This window comes from Gemmatimonadota bacterium (assembly GCA_040388625.1).
GTDB lineage: Bacteria > Gemmatimonadota > Gemmatimonadetes > Gemmatimonadales > Gemmatimonadaceae > Fen-1247.
In genome coordinates, this window is the sequence record JAZKBK010000001.1 from 738,916 (window position 1) to 756,497 (window position 17,582).

Below are 17,582 nucleotides of genomic sequence, written 5' to 3' on the forward strand. Positions count from 1 at the left end.
ACTGCCCGCTTCGCCCGCACCCGCAACAAACGCAATGGAACTACGCGAGTTCTTCTCCGAAGATGCGATTTCGCTCGACCTCAAGGCCGACAACAAGGACGACATCCTTCGCGAGCTTATTTCGCTCCTGAAGTTGGACGAAAAGTCCGAAGGGATGCTGTTCAAGATGTTGAAGCGCCGTGAGAACCTCGGCTCGACCGGTATCGGTCGCGGGATTGCAATCCCGCATTGCCGCTCACTGGTCGTCAACAAGCTGAGGGTCGCCTTCGGTCGCAAACCGAACGGCGTCGACTTCAAGGCGATCGATGAGAAGCCTGTCTATTTCTTCTTTCTGATCGTCGCGCCGCCGCTGGAGGTCTCCAACCAGTACCTGCCAGTACTCGGTAAGATCGCCCAGTTCAGCAAGGAATCCGACGTGCCCGGCCGCCTGCTGGAGCTCACCGAGCCCGCCCAGTTCATGGCGTTGTTGAAGGAAAAAGGGGTGTAACGTGGCACCCGTAGGGGCGGGCCCCCGCGCCCGCCTCTCCTAACGAGATATCGAACGCGGTTTCGCCCCCCCCCCGTGCCGGCCCCTCTTAGAGCGATATCGAACTACGCGCCGTTAACGCGCCGGAACGTCCGTCAGCGCCACCCAAGTGCCGGCGCGACATGCGTAAGGATCGCCTCGATGACGTGCGCGTTGTAGTCCACGCCAAGCTGATTGGGTACAGTCAGGAGTAGCGTGTCCGCCGCCGCGATCCCCTCGTCGTTCCTGAGTTGCTCCACGAGTGCATCCGGCTCCGCAGCATAGCTCCGACCAAAGATCGCGCGCGTTTTCTCGTCGATGTACCCGATCTGATCCGCGTCCGCGCCCTGGCGCCCGAAGTTGGCCCGATCTCGATCGGTGACGAGCGCAAAAATGCTGCGGCTCACCGAAACGCGCGGTTCGCGCGCATGCCCAGCTTCTTTCCACGCACCACGAAATGCCCGGATCTGCGCCGCCTGCTGCACATGGAACGGCTCTCCAGTCTCATCGTCCTTGAGAGTGGAGCTCTGCAGGTTCATGCCGAGCTTTGCCGCCCAGACCGCAGTGGCGTTCGATCCCGCACCCCACCAGATCCGCTCGCGCAGACCATCCGAATGCGGCTCGATGCGCAGCAGGCCCGGCGGATTTGCGAACATCGGCCTCGGACTCGGCTGCGCGAATCCGTCGCCACGCAACAGGCCGAGGAAAACCTCCGCGTGACCGCGCCCCATGTCGGCATCGGTCTGACCGTCGGCCGGGCTGTAGCCGAAATATCGCCAGCCATCGATCACCTGCTCGGGCGAGCCGCGGCTGATCCCAAGTTGCAGCCGGCCGCCGGCAATGATATCGGCCGCTCCCGAATCCTCCACCATGTAGTACGGGTTCTCGTACCGCATGTCGATGACAGCAGTGCCGATCTCGATGCGACTCGTCCGCGCACCGACCGCGGCAAGAAGCGGAAATGGCGACGCGAGTTGCCGGGCGAAATGGTGAACGCGAAAATATGCGCCGTCCGCACCCAGCGACTCGGCAGCAACAGCGAGATCGATGGACTGCAGCAGCGCGTCGGCTGCAGATCGTGTTTGCGACTGTGACGACGGCGTCCAGTGCCCGAACGACAGAAAGCCGATCTTTTTCATTGCACGAGATGCTGACCGTGAGTCTCGCTCATTCCCACTCGATGGTCGCCGGCGGCTTCGAGCTCACATCGTAAGCAACCCGGTTCACCCCATCGACCTCGTTCATGATGCGGTTCGATATCCGCCCCAGCACATCGTAGGGAAAGTGATACCAGTCAGCGGTCATACCATCGGTGCTGGTGACAGCGCGCAACGCGAGCACGTTTTCATACGTCCGCTCGTCGCCCATCACTCCAACACTGCGGATCGGCAACAGCACCGCGAACGCCTGCCAGATCGTATCGTACAATCCCGCTGAGCGAATCTCTTCCAGATAGATCGCATCGGCGCGGCGCAACACTTCGAGCTTCGCCGGTGTGACGTCGCCGAGCACGCGTATCGCGAGGCCCGGTCCCGGAAATGGGTGTCGGCCAACCATCTCCTCAGGCAGACCCAGCTCGCGTCCGACGTTCCGCACCTCGTCCTTGAACAACTCACGCAGCGGCTCGATCAGGGCGAACTTCATGTCGCTCTTGAGTCCCCCGACGTTGTGATGGGTCTTGATCGTCACCGACGCGCCGCCGGTCGGTGAGAACGACTCGATCACGTCCGGATACAACGTGCCCTGCACCAGAAAACGAACGTTGTCGCCTACTTTCGCTGCTGTGGCTTCGAATACGTCGATGAACGTGTGTCCGATGATCTTCCGCTTCTTCTCCGGATCTTCGACGCCTTCAAGTGCGCCAAGAAACTCTGCACTCGCGTCCACGGTGATCAGATTGACACCCATGTGAGCGCGAAACGTGCGCTCGACCTGCTCGCGCTCGTGCATTCGAAGCAGACCGGTATCCACGAAGATACACGTAAGCTGATCTCCAACTGCACGGTGTACCAGCGCCGCCGCAACCGACGAATCGACGCCGCCCGAAAGTCCGCAGATCACGCGCGCGTCGCCAACGAGCGCGCGAATACGTACGACCTCACGCTCGACGAAGGAACCCGGCGTCCACGTGGGATGCAAACCGCAGATACGGAACAGAAAGTTCTCGATCAGCTCTCGGCCGCGCGGCGTGTGCGCGACTTCTGGATGGAACTGCACGCCGAATATCGGACGTGTCTCATGGCGGAACGCCGTAACGGGGTTGGCCCCGCTCCGCGCTGTTACTGTAAAACCAGGAGGTGGCGATTCCACATGGTCGCCGTGACTCATCCACGCTTCGAGGCATTCCCCGCCGTCGAAACCCGCGAAGAGCGCATCCGGCTCGGTGACGCAGACCTGGGCGCGACCATACTCCCGCTTTCCCGCGCGCAGGACCGTCGCACCCGAGAGCTGTGCGATCAGTTGCATTCCGTAACAGATGCCCAGTACCGGTGCCACGCCGAGCAACGCCGGATCCGCCATCGGAGCGGATTCGTCGTATACCGAATTGGGGCCACCGCTGAAGATGATGCCGGAAGGATTCCACTCGCGCACCCACTCGAGCGTTCGCGTGGGAGGATGGATCTCACAATACACCCGTGCTTCGCGCACGCGCCGCGCTATCAGCTGCGTGTACTGCGCCCCAAAATCAAGAATCAGAATTCTTTCCGGATTCATCCAGCTCTCAGAGTTTGATGATTTCCACTTCGCGCGTATCCAGATCGACGAGCGCAGCTGTGCACGACCCGTACAACCAGCCGCATGCCTCACCGGGATTCAGGATCAGCGTGTCTCCCCTGCTCTTCATCTCGACCTGATGCGAGCTGCCATGGAACACGAAGTGGTGCTTGTCCAGCGAACGTTGATGCACCTCACCAATGTCGTGAACGATGAGGATCTGCTTGCCCGACACTTCGAAGCTGTGCGGAGACTCGTACAGCTCGGTCCCCACTCCTTGCGCAGCAACCGCTGCCAGGCCCTCGGGATCTCCATCGTTTCGACCAAAGACGCCAAGCATCGGGATGTTGGCGTCATTCACGGGCGTCAGCGAAAAGGGTGAACAGTGATCCCCAGCGTGCATAAGCAGGCTTGCACCACCGGCGATCATACGGGCGACGAGCTCCGCAATCGCGGGAACCCTGTCGTGCGTATCAGCCATGATTCCGACTCGCATCAGTCCTCGATCCAGTCAGGCGCGAATGTCTCGCGGCGCGTAAGATCAGCGTCGGACTCTCGCTCGGTGATTACTGCAAATCGACTCCCATCCACAAGTACTTCGGCTGGCCGCGGGCGCGAATTGTAGTTCGACGCCATCGAGTAGCCGTACGCACCGGTCGCGCGCAAGACGAGCAGCTCTCCCGGCGCGACATCAGCAATGAGCCGATTGTTCGCGAAGAAATCACCACTCTCACAAACCGGACCGACGATATTCGCGCGCAGAGTCGGCTCGGCGTCACTCGACGCAGAATCGATCGCGTGATGCGACGCGTACAGCGACGGGCGAATGAAATCGTTCATCCCCGCGTCGGTGATGACGATCTCCTTTCCGCCGCTATGCTTGCGGTACAGCACCCGCGTCACCAGCACGCCCGACTCGGCCACCAGGAACCGGCCCGGCTCGATGAGTATCTCCACACCTGGCTCTGCGGCGGCGATCCGCAGCGCATCGGCGTACGCCCCGAGATCGAGTGATGAGCCGTCGTCGTCCGTCACTCCGAGGCCGCCGCCCAGGTCCAACGTCGTGAGCTGCGCGAGATTCTCGCCTTCGATATCGCGCTTCAGCTGCACGAGCGCCTTCGCTGCCAGTGCATACGGCGTTGCGTCACCGATCTGCGAGCCGAGGTGGGAGGCCAGGCCGATCAGCTTCACGTTTGTCATGTACGACATCGCACGTGCGACAGCGATGACCCGATCAAGCGGAATTCCGAATTTCATCCCGCGCTCGCCGGTGCGCGTGTACGGATGCGGCGTGTCCACGGCAACGTCGGGATTTACACGCAGAACTACCGGGGCGACGACGCCGATCCGGTGCGAAACGTCCTGCAGCACCGCGAGCTCGCCTTCGGATTCGACGTTTATGCTGCGCACGCCGGCGCGCACTGCGCGCTCCAATTCCGCGGGGGTCTTGCCGACGCCGCTGAATACGATGTCCGAGCCCGCGAATCCCGCCTCGAGCGCGCGGTGCAGCTCGCCGCCGCTTACGATGTCGACGCCGGCGCCAAGTGATCTCAGCAGCGCCAGAATCGCCAGACTGGAATTGGCCTTCACGCTATAGTGTACGTGGACGGGCAGTCCTTCAACCGCGACCGCAAGTCGCTGGTACTGGTTGCGAATCGTGTTTGCGCTGTACACGTAGACCGGAGTGCCAACCCGATCCGCTATCGTGTCCAGCGCAACGCCATCGCAGAACAGCGCACCATCGCGCCGTGTGTAACCGGCGGGCATCAGTACGCTTTGGCCCACAAGGCCTCCGCTACCGATTTCTCTCCGCACCGCAGGCACGACGTCGGTGCCACCGCGGAACGGAACTCTTCGTCGGGAAGGCATCGTATTGTCGCCTTGGTTTCTTCCTTGATTTTAGCCTCGCATTCGGCGGAGCCGCACCAGCCGGCGTACACGAACGCCCCGTCGCCGTCCATGATCTCGCGAAAGCGCTCGTAAGTAACGTCGCCGCGCACGCTGTTCGCCTCGCGTCGCGCGCGCGCCGTTTCGAGCAGGTTGTCCTGGATCGCGGACAGCAGCTCGTGTATCGATTCCCCGATCGTATCGAGTCGATACGGCCGCTTCTCGCGCGTGTCGCGACGCACCAGCACCGCCTGACCCGCGTCCAGATCACGTGGGCCGATCTCCATTCGGAGCGGTATCCCGCGCAGCTCCCATTCGTAATACTTGGCGCCCGGCTTGATTCCCTCGCGCGCATCCACGTGAATGCGCAGCCGTGCAGGCGACCGGCGCTCCCAGGCGCCGAGTGATTCCTTGATCTTCATCGCCGCCGCGATGACGCGCTCGCGATCCTCGTCCGTGCGATAGATCGGCACGATGACCACTTCGATCGGTGCCAGCAGTGGCGGCGTGACAAGGCCATTGTCATCACCGTGCGTCATCACGAGTCCGCCCACCATGCGTGTCGAGACACCCCAGCTCGTATTCCACGCAAAGTCCAGCTCGCCGGCTTCGGTCTGAAACGTGAGATCGAATGCCTTGGCGAAGTTCTGCCCGAGATTGTGCGACGTACCGGCCTGGAGCGCCTTGTTGTCCTGCATCATCGCCTCGCACGAATACGTGCGCAGCGCGCCAGCGAACTTTTCCGACTCGCTCTTTCTACCGGTCACGACCGGCATCGCCATCCAGCCTTCCATGAAGTCGCGGTACACGCCGAGCATCCGGCGCGTCTCCTCTTCGGCTTCCGCCTCGGTCGCGTGCGCCGTGTGCCCTTCCTGCCACAGAAACTCGAGCGTACGGAGGAACAGACGCGTGCGCATCTCCCAACGGACGACGTTGGCCCACTGATTGATCAGCAGCGGAAGGTCGCGATAGCTCTGCACCCACTTGGCGAACATCGAGTAGATGATCGTCTCGGACGTCGGGCGAATCACGAGCGGCTCATCCAGCTGCTTGCCGCCGCCGTACGTCACAACCGCCGTTTCGGGCGCAAAGCCCTCCACGTGCTGCGCTTCCTTCTGCAGAAAGCTCTGTGGGATCAGCAACGGGAAGTACGCGTTCTGATGACCAGTCTCCTTGAACATGTCATCGAGCTGGCGTTGCATGCGCTCCCAGATGCCATAGCCGTTCGGGCGGATGACCATGCATCCACGAACCGGCGCGTAGTCCGCCAGTTCCGCGCGTACAACGAGCTCGTTGTACCATCCGCTGAAGTCCTGAGCGCGAGTGGGAAGCTTCTTTTCGTCAGCCATCGATGCAGTAGTTGATGCAGTGAATGCAGTATTGGATGAGGCGCGCGTTATCGGGCATGAGATCCCGTCGCCGCCGTGTTGCTCAGGTGGATGATGCTGTGCGCGCCGGCCGCAACCGCCGCCTTGCGCTGTTTGGATGGAGTCTGATGCCGCAGCGCATACTCCACGGAAAAGCCCTGTGCCCTCAACTGCGCCGCCTCGGCCATGATCTTCGTCAACGGAACGTCCTCATCGGCGGTGAGCCAGTAATCAACCGACGGCTCCGTCACCGGAAGCAATTTGCGCGCGCGCAGCAATTCGGTGAGCACGACGTCGCCCATTCCGAATCCGAGCGCAGGAAGCGCTGCGCCGCCGATCGCGCCGAGCAGGTTGTCGTAACGCCCGCCGCCACATATCGCGCGAAACTCACCGGAGCGGTCGAACAATTCGAACACGATGCCGGTGTAGTACGCGAGTCCGCGCACGATCGACAGATCGAATTGGAGCCATGCCGCCCCGTCCGGCACCAGCGTGCCAACGTACTCGAAGAATCTGCGCAATTCCTCGACGTGCTCACCGCCCTCCTCGGACGTGGTCTGGATCGCGGTCGCAACGGTATCGAGCGTTGCGCTCGTGATCTCGAGCACTGCGTTCACTTGCGTTTCATTCAGCCCCGCCGCAGCAAGCTTCTCCGCCGACACCGCACGCGGTTGCCGCGCCAGCTTGTCGGTCACCGCAAGCACGACTTCGAATGCGTCGACCGGAATGCCGAGTGCCGCGAGATACGCGTGCATCACGCGTCTGTCGCTCACACGCACCACAACCTCGTTCGACGTGAGACGCAGCTCCCGGCAGATATCGATAGCACACGCGACCAGCTCGGCGTCCGCCGCGACTCCAGCCTCGCCGACGATGTCGACGTTCAGCTGATAGTGCTCGCGAAGCCGCCCCTTTTGCTGGCGTTCGTATCTGAACAACTGCGGAATCGAGAACCAACGAGTCGGCTTGCGCAATGAGTTGGCACGCGCGCTCACCATGCGCGCAAACGTCGGAGTCATCTCCGGACGCAGTGCGACTTCGCGGCCGCCCTTGTCGACGAAATTATACAGCTGGCCGACTATCTCGTCGCCGCTCTTGGCCGTGTACAGCTCCAGAGATTCGAGCGGCGGGCCATCGTATTCCATGAATGCGTAGCGGCGTGCAACCTCACGCCACGCTCGGGTCACATACGCGCGCTCTGCAAACTGCTCAGGGTAGAAATCTCTGAACCCCGGTAGTGTTGTGTGCGCCATCGTCCAAACCTATTCGGTCGGAGAGGCGCGTGCTACCACCAGCGGCTGTGAACCACGGGCACGGCCCCCGCGAAACACGCTCGGATCAGTCGCGCGCGCCGCGCGACGCCCGAGCTGCAGGGTCGATCCCCAGTACCGCCATCGCGTCTCCCACGGTGTGAAATGATCCGCAGACGACCTTGGTGCCGGGCAACGAAGCTGCACGCTCCATGGCCACGGCGAAGTCGAGGTCGAGCGAAACCGGAACCTTGCACGCATTGGCGTGCGCCGCCGCCGGCAGCGGGTCCCATGCGCGCTCCGGCGGCGCGCTTGGAGGGTTGGTAATTATGAAATGATTCGCGACCGGTGCCAACGCTTCGATCATGCCGTACCAGTCCTTGTCCTTGAGAACACCCAGAACGATGGTCACCGGAGGCGGAGTCGGGCGCGCCGCCAGAGTCTCCGCGAGCGCCCGCGCTCCTGCCGCGTTGTGCGCCACGTCGAAGATCCAGTCTCTGATGCGTTGAAACCGTCCTGGAAGGCTGACGGAGGACAGCGCCCGGTTGATGTTCTCTTTCTTGATCGCGTACTCCGGACCGGCAGCGTGGATCGTCGCGAGAGCAGTGAGGGTGTTGCGGACCTGATGCTCGCCCAGCAATGGAGTGGAGAGTCGAGTGCGCCCCAACGGCGTCGCCGCGGTGAACGACGTCATGCCGCCAGCGAGCGAGACCGACCACGCACGCCAATCTGAGCGCACGATCGATATCGGAGTGGCACCGCGCTCCGCCGCTCGCTCAGCGAGCCTCTTGGCGATATCCAGCCGTGGTTCTCCGATCACCGCGGGCCGGCCGAACTTGAAGATTCCGCCCTTCTCGTCCGCAATCGACTGTAGCGTGGTGCCCAGATACTCCGTGTGGTCCAGCGAGATATTGGTCACCGTCGCGACGACCGGGTCCAGCACGTTGGTGCTGTCGAGAGCTCCTCCCAGACCCGTCTCCATCACCGCGACATCCACATTCGCTTCTGCGAAGTAGATCATCGCGGCAACCGTGGTGATTTCGAAGAAAGTCGCCTCCACCGACTCTGCGAGCGGCTCGATCCGGCGCAGCAGCTCCAGCAGCGTCTCCTCGGGGATCGGCACGCCATCGATCGCGATCCGCTCGCGAAAGTCCACAATGTGTGGCGACGTGTACCGCCCCACGCGCCTACCGCCGAACCTGAGCAACGCATCCAGCGTCGCGACCGTGCTCCCCTTGCCATTCGTTCCGGCGACGTGAAAGGAAGGGTACTTCCGGTGTGGATCACCCAGCGCGTCGAGCAGTTTTTCGGTCCGCTCGAGCCCCGGAACTACCTTCGATCCGGTCTTTTCGAACAACCGTTCGATAGTTTCCCGGTACGTCAGGTCGAGAGCCATCCAGTCGCCGCCGGCTTGCCGCTCATGTGTCGTAAAAGGCGACCTACCGTTGGCTTCAGCTCGTGACGCGGTACCACGATGTCCACGATACCGTGCTCCAGCAGGAACTCGGCGGTCTGAAAGCCCTCCGGTAGATCCTGTCCGATGGTCTGCTTGATCACACGCGGCCCAGCGAAGCCCACCACCGCACCTGGCTCCGCGATTATCGCGTCCCCCAGCATGGCGAAGCTCGCGCTCACGCCGCCCGTAGTCGGGTTCGTCAGCAGCGATACGTAGGGCACCCGCCGCTCCGCCAACTGCGACAGCATCGCGGACGCCTTGGCCATCTGCATGAGCGACAGGACGCCCTCCTGCATTCGCGCACCACCCGACGCGCAGACGATGACCAGCGGGTGCTTCTTCTCCAGTGAGCGTTGCCCGAGACGGGCGATCTTCTCGCCCACGACAGATCCCATCGACCCGCCCATGAAGGCGAAGTCCATGATGCCAAGGCTGATGGGCGACCCACCGAGCTGGCCTGTGAGGGTTAGAATGGCATCACCTTCACCCGCGTTGGCCGTCGCCTTCTTGAGCCGTTGGGCGTATTCGGGGAAGCCGAGCGGGTCGGCCGAGCGGATCTCGACCTCGGTCTCCTCGGCCGTCCCCTCATCGAGGAATATGTTGGCGTAGTCCCACGCGCGAATTCTGCGGTGAAAGCCGCAGTTTGGACAAACGTTGAGATTCCGGACGAATTTCTCCGTTATGTCGGTGTAGCCACACGATTCGCATTTTTCCCAGGCGTCTGCCGGAATCTCCAGCCGTTCGCGCCGCGGACTGCGGGGCTTCTTGTCCTTCCTGAACCAAGCCATATACCTCTAATGTCACCCGGCACCCAATGCTGGGCAAGGAGTTGCGGAACAGGCGTCCGGTAACCAGCCAGGTCCCGCGGCCGGAAAAGATGTGCGCCAGCTATTCCGGAGATGGCACGGCAGACGCCGGCGCCACCACGTCGGAGGCCGCCAACTGATCCTTGAGACGCTGCGCCGAGGCCTTCGTGAAGCCGGGTAGAACGGCAATCTCGTCCAGCGATGCGTCGCGCACCCCCTGAACGCTTCCGAAGGCCTGAATCAACTGGCGCCGCTTTACGGGACCGACTCCGGGTATCGAGAGCAGCTCCGACGTCACCGTTCGCATGCTGCGACGCTTGCGATTGAACGTTACCGCGAATCTGTGAGCTTCATCCCGAATCTGCTGCAGAAGTCGCAGCGCCGCTGACCGGCGTGAGAGCCTGAGCGGCTCCGCTCTGCCCCATACGAAGATCTCCTCTTCGCGCTTCGCCAGGCTGATCAGCGGGCGGTCACCGAGTCCGATGGAAGCGAGGGCTTCGTGCGCAGCGGAAAGTTGTCCCTTCCCGCCATCGATGACGATGAGATCGGGAAGCTGCTTTCCATCTTCCTTGCGACGGTTGAAGTACCGGGTGACGACTTCGTTCATCGAAGCGAAGTCGTCAGTTCCAACGACAGTCTTCACCTTGAACTTGCGATACTCGCCGCGCTTGGCGCGGCCATTCTCGAAGAACACGCAGGAGCCGACGGTATCTGTGCCCTGCGCTGTCGAGATGTCGAAACACACCATGGTGCGCGGCAACTTCTGCAGCGAGAGTTCTCGCGCGAGCTCGTACACCGGCTCGCCCGCGCGCACATCGGACTCCGCCGATGCGAGCTTCAGCTCCTCCAGCAGGTGCCGCGCATTCTGCTCGGCCAGCTGGACGAGCTCGCGACGAACACCCCTTTGCGGGATGTGTATGCGTTGGCCGGGCAACGATTCCTCGATCAGCTCGCGGTCCGGGAAATCGAATGGAAGCACCAGCTCGGACGCGTGCTCGGGCATGGCGATGTAACTGCCGGCAAGGAACAGCCGTAATACGTCTGCGTCATCCTCACCGTCCACGTTCTCCATGAAGCGGTGCTCGCGCGCGAGCAGCTTCCCTTCTCTTATACGTAGAAGCGCGACCACAGCATCGTCGCCATCGCGCGCATAGCCGATTACGTCGCGATCGCCACCTTCCACGCGCAGAACGACCGTCGGTTCTTCCATGCGCTCCAGGTGCATCAGCGCGTCACGCAGCTCCGCAGCACGCTCGAAGTCCAGGCTCGACGCCGCGAGCTCCATTCGCTCTCGCACTCTGCGCACCACTTCGTCGGAACGCCCTTCCAGGAACAGCACCACCTCGTCGATCATCGCGGCGTATTCCGCCTGCGTCTGCTTGAACACGCATGGCGCCTTGCAACGCTGGATGAAGTAGTCGAGGCACGGACGCTCCGGCATCTCGCGCGGCATGTCGTAGTTGCACGAGCGCACGGTGAAGATGCGCCTCACCACGTTGAGCGAGCGACGCATCGCGCCGACGTCCGTGTACGGGCCGAAATACTTTGCGCCGTCGTTGCTTACCTGTCGCGTGACGAACATGCGCGCGAAGGGCTCGTTCACCGTGACCTTGATGTATGGATACGACTTGTCATCCCGGAGCGCGATGTTGAACTTGGGATGATACTCCTTGATCAGGTTCGCCTCGAGTATGAGCGCGTGCGCTTCCGTCGGGACGACGATCGTCTCGAGGTCGGCGATGTTGCGTACCAGATGCTGCGTCTTGAGACTGAAGGGGTGGTCGCTCGCGAAGTAGCTGCGCACGCGCGAGCGCAGCCTCTTTGCCTTCCCCACGTACAGCACCACTCCGTCAGCGCCCTTCCACAGATACACGCCGGGGCCGTCCGGAAGGTGCTGAAGCTTCTGTGCTACCGTTTCGGGAACCGTCACCATCGAAAGTTATACGCCCGAACGCCGCCGCAGTTTCGACGCCAACATCAACGCTTCGGGAATGCGGAGAGCGACGGTGAATACCGCGTACCCGAGCGCAAACGCCGAGAGCGAGATCGCAGCCAGCACCAGCGGGCGCGACGTGGGTACCAGGAACCGGCCCAGCGTGCCCAGCGCAGCCGCACCGAGCCCGGCGATCCACAGTTTCACCACATAGCGCACGGAGAGCCCGGTCCGTCCAATACGCTTCGTAAGGCCGCGCCGCAGCAGAATGAACTCGACCCACCCCGCGATGCCCGCCGACGCGGTGAGACCGGCCGCACCGAGCTTTGGATCGAGACCGAGCCAGCCTGGGAGCTGGAACGCGAAGATGACGCCCAGCACGGTAGTCAGCGCGATACGGATGATCGCGAACTTGAGCGGGGTCCTGGTATCGCGCAGCGCGTAATAGGTCGATGAATCGAGACGTCCGAGCGTGGACGCGAGCAGCCCGACGGTCGATCCGATGAGAATCTCCCATACCCAGACCGTGTTGGCGCGCTTGAATGCGCCTGTCTGGAGGAACGCGCCGGTCACGATGTCGCCCAGAGCGAGGAATCCGATCACGCACGGGACGATGAAAAAGGCGATGCGCTCCATGCCGGCGTTGAGTCGCACGCGAAGCTGTGCTGCGATCTCCTCCGGCGTGCCAAGTGCGCTGGACATTGCCGGCAGCTCCGCCGCGGACACCGACATTCCGAACAGGCTTCCCGGAAGTATGTACAGCGTTTGCGCGTACGCCAGCGACGACACGGTTCCTATCGGCAGATGGTATGCAAGCGCAAGATCGATGAACGCGCTGATCTGCACCACGCCGCGGCTGAGAAAGGCCGACGTGAACTGTTTGAACACTCGCCGCACACCGGGCAGACCGAATTTGAAATTCGGAACGATGGCCGGCGCGACCCGTCGCAGCGTCGGAAGCTGGACCATGAACTGCGCAGCGCTGCCAAGCACAGACGCCCACGCGACTGCCACGACAAGATCCGGCGCCGTGCGATGTGACCCGTAGACGAGCAGCGCACCGATTATCACCGCGTTCCACGCCAGCGGCGCCATGTACGACAGCAGGAACTTGCGATGCGCGTTGAGAACTCCCAGGCACCACGCGGAAAATACGAGCAGGCCGGCGCCGGGAAACAGGATCCGGACGAGCGTCGTCGTGAGCGCGTCCTCCTCCGGAGTCGCGCCCGTGACGGCCAGCCACTGAATGAACGACGACGGAAGGAATCGCGCGAACGGGTGCACGATCTGACTGAGCGTGCTGCCTCCGCCGGCCAGGATCCCAACCAGTTGCGGCGCTGCAAGGACACCGATGAGAACGATCAGCGACGCGACCAGCGCCAGCGCAGTGAACACTGCGCCGGCTAGTTCGGCTGCCTCACGCTTCTCGCCACGCGCCAGCGTGCCGGCATACTCCGGAATGAACGACGCCGAGAGCACGCCTTCGCCGAACAGATTCTGAAGCATGTTCGGAATCCGGAACGCGCCCTGAAATGCATCATTGGCGAGTGACGCACCGAGATAGTGCGCGAAAACGCGCTGCCGAACGAGGCCGGCGAGCTTGCTCGCAAAGATACCGGCCCCGACAAGAAACGCTGCCTGTCCGGTCTGCTCCTCAGCCACCGTGTATCAAGCTGGCAACATGCGTCCTCGCGCCCGCCCGCGCCGCATCGATCACCGCGTTTCCATATCGCGCGAGGAATGGAACGAAGCTCAGGGCCCGCTCCTGCGGAGATCCGCCCGGAAAGAGTGATGCGCGAACAGCTGCGACGTCGTGCAATCTCTCAGACCCGATCTGCTTGATCGCCGCCGCGTAGCGACGTTCCAGCCGCGCCAGCCGATGCTCCACACCCGCGCGCATCGTTCCGACCGATCGCGACAATGCGTCATTCGTCTGCGCATCCCGGCGCATCGCGTCGCTGCTCGACTCGAGCGCACGCCGCAGCGAATCCATGGCATCGCGTACCGGTTCTGAAATCCCCTCGCGCGCGACTCGGCTCTCGACCGCATGCGGATCGGCGAAATCGTCGATGCTCGCGTCCAGTCGCGCGAGCATGCTCTCCACGTGCTCTTCCAGCAGAGTTCCACTCCACCTGGGTGAGATTCTCGGCTGGACCACGCCGAGCGCATCAGCGACAGCTGATACCTGCGCGAAATACGCGACCTCGCCCGGGCCACCGACATACGTGACAGTTGGAAGTATCTGTCGCTCGATGATCGGTCGCAGCAACACGTTCGGACCAAGCCGCCCCGCGCTTGCATCGTCGGCGATCTGCCGGGCTGCACGGAGCGGAACGCGCCGGCGAGTACCGTCCTCCAGCGTTTCGAAAACGAGCGACAGGTTCGGGACGGCGGCTACCTGCGGATGAAATCCCGCGTCGACGATCGCCCTCGTACGCGTGTGTAGCGCCGCGGCGGCGTCATCGGCACTACGGAGGGCGCGAAGGATCGTATCGTGTCCGGCATCCCGTACCGCCGCGTGCGATGCGTCGAGCACCGCGACGCCGAGCGGCTCGAGCAACGCGCGCAACAGGACGACGTATGAGCTTCCAACGGTAGCTTGAGGCGCGTAGGCATTCCGAACCGCTTCGAGTACGCGCTGATCCGGTGCAGATCCGCTGGCCTCCTCCAACCGCTGGATCTGCGCGGTGACATCGCCCAGCGGCGTGTCAGCCATCGAGCGTCCCGACACGCTATCGGGCGACATGGATAGCAGCTCGAGCTTGCCGTGACGCACGACCGAGACGTGATTCGCTTCCACCAGGTCAGCATCGTCGGTGGCTGCCCAGAATACGGGCGCGACCGGACGTCCTGTGATTGCCGCGAGTGCATCAGCCATCTCGAGAAGTGTCACGGCCTTGTGCAACACGTAGAGCGGACCGCCGAACAGACCGGGCTGTTGCCCTCCCGTCACGACAAAGCCGCCTGATTCGGACGCAGTCCGCAAGCGGTCGGCAGCAATGCCCGACGGAGCGAACGCCGGCAGCAGATCTCCGAGCCACGACCGCTGCTGGAAATCATTCGCGGTTTGCGATGCCGCGGCATTCCACGCGGCGGCATTGCTCAACCTGGCGCCATACCACTCTGGCAGCGCGCCAGCGAGCGCGTTGCGCGCGAGCGGCGATCCGCCGATTGGCCGGGATATCGCGCGTATCATGAACGGTGCGCGAAGAAGATCGCCCTGGAGCTATCGGTGCTGAGCGGCGCACCGGAATACTCCCCCAGCTCGTGATCGACCGGGAACCCAGCATCGTGTAGCAGACATCGAAGATCGTCCGGCTCGAAGAGTCGCACTCGCTCGAGATATTTCCGCGGCGACCCTGCTGCGGAAATGTCCTTCTCGACGTAAAGGCCATCGGCGCTGATCCGTCGGTCCTGCGTCACGACGCGGTTCCCGATGCGGCGCGTGTCGTGCGGAACGAGCGTCGCACGCACCTGATCCGAGTTGAGATAGTCCAGCACGAATACTCCGTCAGGCCGTAGAACGCGGTTCACTTCGGACAGCACCACGCGGTTTTCGTCATCCGAAGAAAAGTAGCCGAAGCTCGTGAAAAGATTGACAACAAGATCAAAGCTGGCTCCGGCGAATGGCAGTATCCTCATGTCGGCCCGGACGTACGGCACTTCCGGCGCCTCCGACTTCGCCACCTCCAGCAACTCCATTGACAGATCCAGCCCCACTGTCCAGATGTGCTGGCACAACGCCCTCGTGTGACGACCGGACCCGCATGCCAGGTCCAGCGCACGCCCCGCCGGGTCGGGAGAAACCATGTTTCTGATGAGCCGAACCACCGAACGCGCTTCGTGTTCGTCCCGGTGTGGATACAGATCGAGGTACTCCTTGCCGAACCACCGCGTGAACCACTCGCTCATTTGTGGTATGGCTCGCCGCGGACGATCGTGCCTGCGCGATACAGCTGCTCCGCGAGCACGAGCCGGGCAAGCTCGTGCGGCAGCGTCCACGGCGCCAGCGACAACCGGATGTTCGCCCCATCGCGCAGACTGTCGTCCAGCCCGAATGCACCGCCAATCATGAAGACGACATCACGTGCAGCTTCCCGCTCTCCCTGTAGCCACGCGGCAAAACGCTCGGATGACATCGATTGCCCGCTCGTGTCGCACGCAACCTTCGTTGCGACATCGCCAACTCTCGCGCGGATGCGATCTCCCTCGCGAGCGCGTACACTCGCCGACGTGCTTGCATTGTCGGCACGCTCTGCCTTCACCTCGACGACTTCGATCGGCCAGTACCGCGCTGCGCGGGTCTCATAGTCGAGAATCGCCGCGGCGAGCGCCCTGTCCTTCGGGTGCCCGACCGCGGCGATCATCACACGCACTCGTACGGAACGTTAGGAGTAGATGCCCCGCAGGCGATGCACAGCCGCAACACGGCTGATCGAAAGCATGTACGCAGCAGTGCGCATGTTCACCTTGTGCGTCTTGGACAGCGCAAGAACATCCGCGAAGCTGCGACGCATGATCTCCGTGAGACGGTCGTTTACGGTCTTCTCATCCCAGAAGTAGCCACCGCGATCCTGCACCCACTCGAAGTACGACACAGTCACTCCGCCGGCATTCGCGAGAATGTCGGGGATGACGAAGATCCCCTTCTCGTCGAGAATCGAATCGGCCGCTGCGGTGGTCGGCCCGTTGGCGCCTTCGCAAACTACCTTCGCGCGAATGTCGTGCGCGTTCTTGGTCGTGATCACGCTCTCCAGCGCTGCCGGCAGCAGTACATCCACGTCGAGCGTGAGCAGCTCGGCACCGCTGATTGCGTCGCCACCCTTGAATCCCTTGAGCGACTTGTGCTTCTGCACATATGCAATCGCCTCCTGGACCTTGATACCGTTCGCGTTGTGGAACGCTGCATCGCGATCGCCGATCGCGACGATCTTCGCTCCGGACTCCTGAAGCAGCTTCGCAGCGGTCGATCCAACGTTGCCGAAGCCCTGAACCGCGATCGTGGACTTGCTCACGTGCATGCCGAGGTGCTCCAGCGCATCCGTCGTCACGATCGTGCAGCCACGCCCCGTTGCCTCGCGTCGTCCAAGTGAGCCACCCATCTCGACCGGCTTGCCCGTCACGACCGCGGTCGTCGTGTGACCGACGTGCATCGAGTACGTGTCCATCACCCAGGCCATCACGCGCTCGTTCGTATTCACATCGGGCGCAGGAACGTCCGAGTCCGGTCCGAGCGTCTGGATGATTCCATTCGTGTACCGCCGAGTCAGGCGCTCGAGCTCGCCTACGCTCATCTTGAGCGGATCGCAGACTACGCCACCCTTCGCACCACCGAACGGAATGTTCACGACAGCACACTTCCACGTCATCCACGCGGCGAGCGCCTTCACTTCCTCGAGCGTGACGTGCATGTCGAAACGAATGCCGCCCTTGCCCGGCCCGCGTGACGTGTTGTAGAGCACGCGGTGACCAGTGAAGACCTCGACCTCTCCGTTGTCCAGAACGACCGGGCACGACACGGTTATCTGCTTCTCCGGATTGCGAAGAATCTTGTAGATGCCAGGCTCCAGATCGAGCAGCTCTGCGGCACGGTCAAAACGCGACATCATCGCGTCGAATGGATTTTCCTCGTTCAAAACCGGGTCCTTGTCCGGGTGGACGAT

General features: G+C 62.7%; 15 protein-coding genes. 1 reads left to right on the forward strand and 14 read right to left on the reverse strand.

Features of this window, described 5'->3' with window-relative positions; all coding sequences use genetic code 11:
- Positions 1-34 precede the first annotated feature (34 nt).
- Complete coding sequence (locus V4529_03510; GenBank protein MES2357390.1) at positions 35-487, forward strand: PTS sugar transporter subunit IIA; 453 nt, start codon at positions 35-37, stop codon at positions 485-487.
- A gap of 134 nt (positions 488-621) precedes the next feature.
- Here V4529_03510 and V4529_03515 read toward each other — a convergent pair whose 3' ends face one another.
- The 14 genes from V4529_03515 to V4529_03580 form a co-directional block, all read right to left on the reverse strand.
- Complete coding sequence (locus V4529_03515; protein ID MES2357391.1) at positions 622-1,644, reverse strand: LLM class flavin-dependent oxidoreductase; 1,023 nt, start codon at positions 1,642-1,644, stop codon at positions 622-624.
- 28 nt (positions 1,645-1,672) lie between these two features.
- Entirely contained in the window at positions 1,673-3,220 is a 1,548-nt protein-coding gene (guaA, locus tag V4529_03520; GenBank protein ID MES2357392.1) for a glutamine-hydrolyzing GMP synthase, read from the reverse strand.
- 7 nt (positions 3,221-3,227) lie between these two features.
- The gene (locus V4529_03525) at positions 3,228-3,716 is read right to left on the reverse strand and encodes a YfcE family phosphodiesterase (GenBank protein MES2357393.1); all 489 of its coding nucleotides are present in this window, start codon (positions 3,714-3,716) and stop codon (positions 3,228-3,230) included.
- The gene (gene lysA / locus V4529_03530; GenBank protein ID MES2357394.1) at positions 3,716-5,005 is read right to left on the reverse strand and encodes a diaminopimelate decarboxylase; all 1,290 of its coding nucleotides are present in this window, start codon (positions 5,003-5,005) and stop codon (positions 3,716-3,718) included. Before lysA ends, V4529_03525 begins: the two co-directional genes overlap by 1 nt.
- Positions 4,987-6,456 carry a proline--tRNA ligase gene (gene proS / locus V4529_03535; GenBank protein ID MES2357395.1) on the reverse strand — a complete coding sequence of 490 codons (1,470 nt, stop codon included), beginning with the start codon at positions 6,454-6,456 and terminating at the stop codon, positions 4,987-4,989. The genes lysA and proS overlap by 19 nt, the downstream gene beginning before the upstream one ends.
- Before the next feature lie 47 nt (positions 6,457-6,503).
- Positions 6,504-7,727: a histidine--tRNA ligase gene (gene hisS, locus V4529_03540; GenBank protein ID MES2357396.1), complete on the reverse strand. Its 1,224-nt coding sequence runs from the start codon at positions 7,725-7,727 to the stop codon at positions 6,504-6,506.
- 85 nt (positions 7,728-7,812) lie between these two features.
- Positions 7,813-9,120, reverse strand: a complete 1,308-nt coding sequence (locus V4529_03545; protein MES2357397.1) for a folylpolyglutamate synthase/dihydrofolate synthase family protein — start codon at positions 9,118-9,120, stop codon at positions 7,813-7,815.
- The gene (gene accD / locus V4529_03550) at positions 9,105-9,968 is read right to left on the reverse strand and encodes an acetyl-CoA carboxylase, carboxyltransferase subunit beta (protein ID MES2357398.1); all 864 of its coding nucleotides are present in this window, start codon (positions 9,966-9,968) and stop codon (positions 9,105-9,107) included. Before accD ends, V4529_03545 begins: the two co-directional genes overlap by 16 nt.
- A gap of 100 nt (positions 9,969-10,068) precedes the next feature.
- Entirely contained in the window at positions 10,069-11,916 is a 1,848-nt protein-coding gene (uvrC, locus tag V4529_03555; GenBank protein MES2357399.1) for an excinuclease ABC subunit UvrC, read from the reverse strand.
- Between the two features lie 9 nt (positions 11,917-11,925).
- Positions 11,926-13,581, reverse strand: coding sequence for a murein biosynthesis integral membrane protein MurJ (gene murJ, locus V4529_03560; GenBank protein MES2357400.1), 1,656 nt, complete (start codon positions 13,579-13,581; stop codon positions 11,926-11,928).
- On the reverse strand, positions 13,574-15,115 hold the full coding sequence (bshC, locus tag V4529_03565; protein MES2357401.1) for a bacillithiol biosynthesis BshC: 1,542 nt from the start codon (positions 15,113-15,115) through the stop codon (positions 13,574-13,576). Before bshC ends, murJ begins: the two co-directional genes overlap by 8 nt.
- On the reverse strand, positions 15,112-15,831 hold the full coding sequence (locus tag V4529_03570; protein ID MES2357402.1) for a class I SAM-dependent methyltransferase: 720 nt from the start codon (positions 15,829-15,831) through the stop codon (positions 15,112-15,114). Before V4529_03570 ends, bshC begins: the two co-directional genes overlap by 4 nt.
- Positions 15,828-16,286, reverse strand: coding sequence for a 23S rRNA (pseudouridine(1915)-N(3))-methyltransferase RlmH (locus V4529_03575; protein ID MES2357403.1), 459 nt, complete (start codon positions 16,284-16,286; stop codon positions 15,828-15,830). Before V4529_03575 ends, V4529_03570 begins: the two co-directional genes overlap by 4 nt.
- 21 nt (positions 16,287-16,307) lie before the next feature.
- Positions 16,308-17,555, reverse strand: a complete 1,248-nt coding sequence (locus tag V4529_03580; protein ID MES2357404.1) for a Glu/Leu/Phe/Val dehydrogenase — start codon at positions 17,553-17,555, stop codon at positions 16,308-16,310.
- Positions 17,556-17,582 lie beyond the last annotated feature (27 nt).